The sequence below is a fragment of the Burkholderia sp. genome (assembly GCF_018375725.1).
Lineage (GTDB): Bacteria > Pseudomonadota > Gammaproteobacteria > Burkholderiales > Burkholderiaceae > Burkholderia.
On the sequence record NZ_JAHACR010000204.1, the window covers coordinates 1 to 7,757 of the forward strand.

A 7,757-nucleotide genomic window follows, 5' to 3' on the forward strand; every position below is an offset into this window, starting at 1 on the left:
TCCGCGCCGGCCCCGGCCGACGCACCGCTTTTCGACGGCCGGCCTTTCCTGGCGCGCCTGTCGCCGATCGACTGGCTGTTTGCGCTGGCGCTCGTGATCGGCGCCGGCTACGCGTTCGTGCACTACAACGCGCACATGGATTACTACGACAAGGCGGTGCTGTTCGGCACCGTCCCGGCGCTCGTCGCGCTCGGCTGGCGCTGGAAGCCGGCCCGGCTGCTGATGGCGTCGATCGCGGCGCTGTCGCTGCTGTCGATCCAGATCTATCACGGCGACCTGTCGCGCGCGGAGTCGGCGTTCTTCCTCAAATACTTCCTGTCCAGCCAGTCGGCGATCCTCTGGATGAGTGCGCTGTTCGTGCTCGCGACGGTGTTCTACTGGATCGGCACGCTGAGCCGTTCGGCATCCGGCGGCGCGATCGGGCAGAAGCTCACCTGGTTTGCCGTGCTGATGGGTTTCACCGGATTGATGGTGCGCTGGTACGAGTCGTACCTGATCGGTGCGGACGTCGGCCATATCCCGGTATCGAACCTGTACGAAGTTTTCGTGCTGTTCAGCCTGATCACCGCGCTGCTCTATCTGTACTACGAAGGCCATTACGGCACGCGCGCGCTCGGCGCATTCGTGCTGCTGGTCATCAGCGCGGCGGTCGGCTTCCTGATGTGGTATTCGATCGCGCGCGACGCGCAGCAGATCCAGCCGCTCGTGCCGGCGCTGCAGAGCTGGTGGATGAAGATCCACGTGCCGGCGAACTTCATCGGCTACGGCAGCTTCGCATTGTCGGCGATGGTGTCGGTCGCATACCTGCTGAAGGAGCGTGGCGTGCTGGCCGATCGTCTGCCGTCGCTGGAGGTGCTCGACGACGTGACGTACAAGTCGATCGCGGTCGGCTTCGCGTTCTTCACGATCGCGACGATCCTCGGCGCGCTGTGGGCGGCCGAAGCGTGGGGCGGCTACTGGAGCTGGGATCCGAAGGAAACCTGGGCGCTGATCGTCTGGCTGAACTATGCGGCATGGCTGCACATGCGCCTGATGAAGGGCTTGCGCGGCACTGTCGCGGCATGGTGGGCGCTGACGGGCCTCATCGTCACGACGTTTGCCTTCCTCGGTGTCAACATGTTCCTGTCCGGCCTGCATAGCTACGGCAAGCTGTAAGATTTCCGACGCCCGCCCGACTAAAGACCGCCGACGCACTGCGTGCCCGGCGGTTTTCTTTTGTAACAGGCGGGCGTCCCGGACGACGAACGGTGCAAGATGGTCCGGGTCGAACGCTCATGAAGCACGCGTTGCGGCGTGCGCAGGAGGCGCAACATCATGTGGATCAAACGCCCTTTCCGGATTGCGTTGAGCGGTGACGACATTGCACGCAGTGAAATCACGCCGCGCGCAATGTTCGAGCGCCGCCGGCGTGTGCTGCAGGCCGCGGGCATCGCGGCGGCGGGCGGCTTGCTGGGCGGCAGCGGCGTGGCGCTGGCCGCGTTGGCGTCGCCTGACGCACGGGCGGCGAAGCTGGCGGCGAAGGCCAATCCGAAATTTGTCGTCGCCGACAAGGCGACGCCGTTCAAGGACATCACGTCCTACAACAACTTCTACGAGTTCGGCACCGACAAGAGCGATCCGGCGCACTATGCCGGGTCGCTTCGTCCGCAACCCTGGCGGGTGAGCGTGGAAGGCGAGGTGCTGCACCCGAAGGTGTTCGGCATCGACGAACTCCTCAGGCTCGCGCCGCTCGAGGAGCGTGTCTACCGGCTGCGCTGCGTCGAGGGATGGTCGATGGTCATTCCGTGGATCGGCGTGCCGTTCGCCGAACTGGTCAAGCGCGTGCAGCCGACAGGCAACGCCAAGTACGTGCAGTTCATCACGCTCGCCGATCCGTCGCAGATGCCCGGCCTGTCGACGCCGGTTCTTGACTGGCCGTATTCGGAAGGCCTGCGAATGGACGAGGCGATGAATCCGCTGACGCTGCTGACCATGGGCGTCTACGGACAGGTGCTGCCGAACCAGAACGGCGCACCGGTGCGCATCGTCGTGCCGTGGAAATACGGCTTCAAGAGTGCGAAGTCGCTTGTCAGGATCCGTTTCGTCGACAAGCAGCCGCCCACCAGCTGGAATACTTATGCGCCGAACGAGTATGGCTTTTACTCGAACGTCAATCCGAACGTCGATCATCCGCGCTGGAGTCAGGCGACCGAGCGGCGCATCGGCGAGGACGGCTTCTTCACGCCGAAGCGCAAGACACTGATGTTCAACGGTTACGGAGATCTGGTCGCGTCGATGTATCAGGGCATGGATCTGAAGAAATTCTTCTGACGTTCAATGGTGGGAAACGACATGCAACCCTCGACACTCACGCCCTCGCCGGTCGCGGACGTCGCCGGGCGCCGGCCGGGCGGCGCGCGCGCGGTTGGCGCGCCGCGCTGGATTGCGCCTGCCAAGGTGGCGGTCTTTGCGGCCGGTCTGTATCCGCTCGGACGCCTCGTGCTGTTCGGCCTGACCGACCGGCTCGGCGCGAATCCGATCGAGTTCGTCACGCGCTCGACCGGCCTGTGGACGCTCGTGATGCTGTGCATCACGCTCGGCGTCACGCCATTGCGCCGCATGACCGGCATCAACGCGCTGCTGCGTTTTCGCCGGATGCTCGGGCTGTTCGCGTTCTTTTACGCGACGCTGCACTTCACGACTTACTTCTGGTTCGACAAGTGGTTCGACCTGATGGCGATCGTGAAAGACGTCGGCAAGCGGCCGTTCATCATGGTCGGCTTTGCCGCGTTCCTGCTGCTGATCCCGCTCGCCGCGACGTCGCCGCGCGCGGCGGCACGCCGGCTCGGCCGCCATTGGGGCACGCTGCATCGCGCGATCTATGCGATCGCGCTGTTCGGCGTCCTGCACTTCTGGTGGATGAGAGCGGGCAAGCACGATCTCGCGCAACCGAAGCTGTACGCGGCGATTGTCGCCGCGTTGCTCGGCTGGCGGCTGGCAGCCTGGGGGTGGCGGCACGTGCGCGGCTAGCGGGCCGTGGGGCGCCGGACAAAACGAAAGGCGATGGCCGGACGGTCATCGCCTTTTTGCTGTTTTGTGCGCGGATTGCCTTGCGTGGCGTCATGCGCCCGGTGGCGGCACGCGTGCGCGAACGGCTGCCGCGATCGCGTTACTGCGTGCGTGCGGAACCGGATGCGGGCGTCGGCGCGACTGCCGCGGCGTTGTCGTTCGCGGACGCGGCGCTGTTGCTCGATAGTTCCGGCGACAACATCAGCGGCGTACCGGGCATATCGGGCATGCTTTCGGACGATGCGGTCTCATCGCTCGGCTTGACGTCCGACGGCGGAGGATCCCGCTGTTCGATCGGCTTTTGCGGCAGCGGCGGCACGTTCGGCAGGTAGAGCGGGCCACGTTGGCCGCAGCCTGCAAGAATCGCCAAAGCCGCTACAATCGCGCTCATCCGGAAAGCGAGTCGCATGATCGTCCCTGAACAATTGAATCGATAGAGTTTAGCATGTCCGATACCGAATACCTGACCCGTGCCGAGGCCGTCCTGGCGGCCGTCGAACGTACCGTGGACGCCGCGAATGACGGCGATCACGATATCGATCTCGAACGCAACGGCAGCGTTCTGACGCTGACGTTCGAGAACGGCTCGAAGATCATCGTCAACCTGCAGCCGCCGATGAAGGAAGTGTGGATCGCCGCGAAAGCGGGCGGATTCCATTACCGCTATGTCGACGGCGCCTGGCGCGACACGCGCAGCGGCGCGGAGTTTTTTGCGGCGCTGACCGAGTACGCGACACAGCAGGCGGGGATGCCGATTGCGTTCAGTGCCTGACCGCGCGGCGGGCGTCGTATGAAAAAAGCGGCCTCGGCCGCTTTTTTCATGGTCGCGCGGCCGGTCAGTGGCCGCGGAACAGGTTCATGATGTCCTGCTTTTCCTGTTCGTCGACGTGCGGCGGTTCTGCTTCCTCACCTTCTGCCGACGCGGGCGCCTGCGGGACGCCGACCGACGACACGAAGCCGTGACCCGGCGTGAAGTCGGTGAAGTACAACTCGCCGCCGAGCGTCTCGACGCCGTCCGGCATCGCCGGCTTGTACTCCGGCACGCCCTTCAGCGCCGCGCTCATGTAGTCGATCCACACCGGCACCGAGAGGCCGCCGCCGGTTTCGCGGTCGCCGAGGCTGCGCGGATTGTCGTAGCCGATCCATGCGATCGCGGCGAGCGTGTGCTGGTAGCCGGCGAACCACGCGTCGTGCGAATCGTTCGTCGTGCCGGTCTTGCCTACGAGGTCGGTGCGCTTGAGTACGTTGGTGCGTGCGCCGGTGCCGCGCTGCGCGACGCTTTGCAGCAGGCTGTTCATCACGTAGGCATTGCGCGCCTCGATGGCGCGCGGTGCGTTCTGCTCGGCGACGAGCGGCTGGGCGCGCACGACGATGGCACCGTTCGGATCGGTCACTTCGGCGATCAGGTACGGATTGACCCGGTAGCCGCCGTTCGCGAACACCGAGTAGGCGTCCGCCATCTGCAGCGGCGTGACGAGGCCCGCGCCCAGCGCCATCGGCAGATAGGCCGGATGACGTTCCGCATCGAAGCCGAAACGCGTGACGTACTGCTGCGCGTACTTGGTGCCGATGTAATTGAGGATCCGGATCGATACGAGGTTGCGCGAACGTTGCAGCGCGGTGCGCATCGACATCGGCCCCTCGAAGCCGCCGCCGTAGTTCTTCGGTTCCCACGGCTGGCCGCCCGTTTCCGCGGCGCTGAAGAACAGCGGGCCGTCGTTGATGATCGTCGCCGGCCCGAGCCCCTTGTCGAGCGATGCGGAATAGATGAACGGCTTGAACGACGAGCCCGGCTGCCGCCATGCCTGCGTGACGTGATTGAACTTGTTCTTGTTGTAGTCGAAGCCGCCGACGAGCGAGCGGATCGCGCCGTTCTGCGGGACGATCGAGATGAACGCGCCTTCGACCTGTGGCAGCTGCGTGATCGCCCACTTGCCGTCGTCGTTCTTGACGACGCGCACGATCGCGCCCGGCCGGATGCGGCGGTTCGGCTGCGCATTGGCCGACAGCGCGCTCGACGCGAAGCGCAGGTTGTCGCCTTCGATCGTCGCGCTGCTGCCGTCGATGAACGCGACACTGATCTGACGCGGGCTCGCCGCCGTGACGACCGCCGCGACCAGCTCGCCGTTGTCCGGATGCTCGAGCAGCGCGTCGTCGATCGCCTGCTCCCGCTCGCCGGCGCTGTCCGGCAACTCGGTGAAGCTTTCCGGGCCGCGATAGCCGTGGCGCCGCTCGTAGTCCATGATGCCCTTGCGCAGCGCACGGTAAGCGACCGCCTGGTCTGCGGAATCGATCGTCGTGACGACGTTGAAGCCGCGCGTATAGGTTTCCTCGCGGTATTGCGCGTACATCATCTGGCGCACCATTTCCGCGACGTATTCGGCGTGCACGCTGAACTCGCGACCCGCACCCTTGACGACAAGCGGCTGCGCAATCGCCTCGTCGTACTGTTCGCGCGTGATGAAGTTCAGCTCGAGCATCCGCTGCAGGATGTACTCCTGACGCACCTTCGCGCGCTTCGGATTGACGACCGGGTTGTACGCGGACGGCGCCTTCGGCAGGCCTGCCAGCATCGCCGCCTCGGCGAGCGTCAGGTCTTTCAGGTCCTTGCCGAAATAGATCCTCGCGGCGCTCGCGAAACCGTACGCCCGCTGCCCGAGATAGATCTGATTCATGTAGACCTCGAGAATCTGATCTTTCGTCAGCGCGCGCTCGATCCGGTAGGCGAGCAGCATTTCATAGATCTTGCGCGTGTAGGTCTTTTCGCTCGACAGGAAGAAGTTGCGCGCGACCTGCATCGTGATCGTGCTCGCGCCCTGGGACGCATGGCCGTTCGTCAGCGCGACGAAGCCGGCGCGCACGATACCGGTGAGGTCGACGCCGCCGTGGTCGTAGAAGCGCGCATCCTCGATCGCGAGGATGGCCTTCTTCAACGAATCGGGCACATCCTTGAAATGGACGATGTCGCGACGCTCTTCGCCGAATTCGCCGATCAGCACGTGATCGGCCGTATAGATCCGCAGCGGAACCTTCGGACGATAGTCCGTCAGCGCGTCGAGGGAGGGCATGTTGGGCGCCGCGACGACGAGCGCATAGCCGAGCACCAGCCCGCCGCACACGACGAGCGCCACGCATGCCGCGAGAAGTCCGATCAGCGCCTTCATCCACCAGGGGCGGTTGCGCGGTTCCTCGGGAGTGTCGGGCGGGGGCGTTGAAGACGTGGATTGCATAGGCACACCAGAAAACAGTCCCGCGATTATAGCCGTGCGGTATGAATGGCCCGGCGCGGGCGGCCGGGGCGGGTGCAACCGCGGATTGCCGTCGTTTCAGCATAGCGCGCCGGCGGCGCCGTTCGCACGAGTTGGCCGATCGGCAGACTGCCGGTAGTGCTCGCCGCTGAGCAGAATGCAAACCGGGAAATGCGGCGTGGGCCGCAACGGTTTCGGGAGGCGGGATGGTCGAGCGATGGGCGGTGCGATTCGCGATGGGCAGGCGGACGGCGGCAGGAATCGATGTCGGCGCGAGCGAGGTGAGGGTGGCGGTGCTGAGCTGGCGCGGGCGCGGCGCGGACGTGCGGGTCGAGGGGCTCGAGGCGGAACCGTTCGCCCCGGCGGCCGGAGGCGATGACATGCACTGGGCGGCGGTCGGGCGCGCGCTGTCGACGGCCGTGTCGCGGCTGTCGGCCCGTGGTGTGCGGTGCGATGCGCGGGGCGTGATGGCGTTGCGCGACGACGAGCTGCATATCGCAGCGCTCGATCTGGCCGGGCGCGACGACGTCGTGGATGCGGCGCGGCAGGCGGCGGAGCGCGTGTCCGGGCTCGCGCCGGACAGTCTGGCATTCGACTGGCGGCATGAGGATGGCGCGCAGCCGGGGCAGATCGCGATTGCGGCAGCGCCGCAGGCCTTGCTGCAACGGCGGGTCGACGCGGCCGCGCTGGCCGGGGTCGACCTGACGGCGGTGGACGGCGAGTCGATCGCCGCGTTACGTGCGCTGCGTTATGCGGCGATGCACGAGCTGGATGCGCACGACGCGTCCTTCGTGCTGTGGTTTGGCGATGCCGGGGTGCGCGGCTGGTGGCTGGAACGCGGGGCTGCCGTACTGCGTTTCGCATTCCCGGACGGCGCGCATGCGGAATTGGCGGATGCATTGCGGGCTTTTGCGTGCCGGCAGCCCTGTTGCGCGATCGTTGCAGGCGACGATCGCTGTCTTTCCCGTTTCGGGGTGTCGGTCGCGGACATCGGCGATCTGCTCGGTGCGATTGCGTTGCCGTTCGAATGTGTGCACTGGGCTGGCGATATACCGGCTGGGACGCGCGATGTGCTGCACGAACCGGCATTCGCGGTGGCGTTCGGGCTCGCGTTGCGCGGGGTGTGGGAATGAGCACGGCAGGAATGTTTCCGGTGTCGGCGGAAGGGCCGCCGCCGTGGCTCGGCGGATTCAATTTGCTCCCGTATCGCGATCGCGCGGCACGTGCCGCGCGGCATCGGCGAGCCAGACGGTACTGCGTGGCGATCTTGCTCGGTGAGCTGGGCGTCGGAATCTGGGCGGGCGCATCGGCGGGGATGCGGGCGCATATCGACGCGGAGCGCACGGTGCTCGAAACGCGCCTGCGCCAGCTCCAGCCGCGTGTGGATGCGGCGGAGCGTGCTTCGCGAATCGCGGCAGCTATCGTTAAGCGACAGGCGCAGGCTGCGGGACTGGCGGCGCC

The 7,757-nt window shown here is 66.0% G+C and carries 7 protein-coding genes and 1 pseudogene; 6 read left to right on the forward strand and 2 right to left on the reverse strand.

Annotation, left to right across the window (positions count from 1 at the left end; genetic code table 11):
- The 3 genes from ccsB to msrQ all read left to right on the forward strand — a co-directional run.
- A partial coding sequence (gene ccsB, locus KH616_RS18135; RefSeq protein WP_292249007.1) for a c-type cytochrome biogenesis protein CcsB occupies window positions 1-1,155 on the forward strand: 1,155 nt, incomplete at its 5' end.
- Window positions 1,156-1,314: 159 nt separating this feature from the next.
- Window positions 1,315-2,310, forward strand: a complete 996-nt coding sequence (gene msrP, locus KH616_RS18140; RefSeq protein ID WP_292249010.1) for a protein-methionine-sulfoxide reductase catalytic subunit MsrP — start codon at window positions 1,315-1,317, stop codon at window positions 2,308-2,310.
- 21 nt (window positions 2,311-2,331) lie between these two features.
- Window positions 2,332-3,009 (forward strand): protein-methionine-sulfoxide reductase heme-binding subunit MsrQ, encoded by a 678-nt coding sequence (gene msrQ / locus KH616_RS18145; RefSeq protein WP_292249013.1) that lies wholly within the window; start codon window positions 2,332-2,334, stop codon window positions 3,007-3,009.
- Window positions 3,010-3,148: 139 nt separating this feature from the next.
- Here the strand turns inward: msrQ and KH616_RS18150 are convergent, their stop codons facing one another.
- Window positions 3,149-3,457 (reverse strand): lipoprotein, encoded by a 309-nt coding sequence (locus KH616_RS18150; RefSeq protein ID WP_292249016.1) that lies wholly within the window; start codon window positions 3,455-3,457, stop codon window positions 3,149-3,151.
- Between the two features lie 36 nt (window positions 3,458-3,493).
- Between KH616_RS18150 and cyaY the strand changes: the two genes are divergently transcribed.
- Window positions 3,494-3,820, forward strand: coding sequence for an iron donor protein CyaY (gene cyaY, locus KH616_RS18155; RefSeq protein ID WP_292249019.1), 327 nt, complete (start codon window positions 3,494-3,496; stop codon window positions 3,818-3,820).
- 64 nt (window positions 3,821-3,884) lie between these two features.
- Here cyaY and KH616_RS18160 read toward each other — a convergent pair whose 3' ends face one another.
- Window positions 3,885-6,278: a penicillin-binding protein 1A gene (locus KH616_RS18160; RefSeq protein WP_292249030.1), complete on the reverse strand. Its 2,394-nt coding sequence runs from the start codon at window positions 6,276-6,278 to the stop codon at window positions 3,885-3,887.
- 224 nt (window positions 6,279-6,502) lie between these two features.
- Between KH616_RS18160 and KH616_RS18165 the strand changes: the two genes are divergently transcribed.
- Window positions 6,503-7,429, forward strand: coding sequence for a competence protein ComA (locus tag KH616_RS18165; protein ID WP_292249032.1), 927 nt, complete (start codon window positions 6,503-6,505; stop codon window positions 7,427-7,429).
- A gap of 125 nt (window positions 7,430-7,554) precedes the next feature.
- Window positions 7,555-7,757: pseudogene (locus tag KH616_RS18170) on the forward strand (fimbrial protein); the annotation flags it as partial.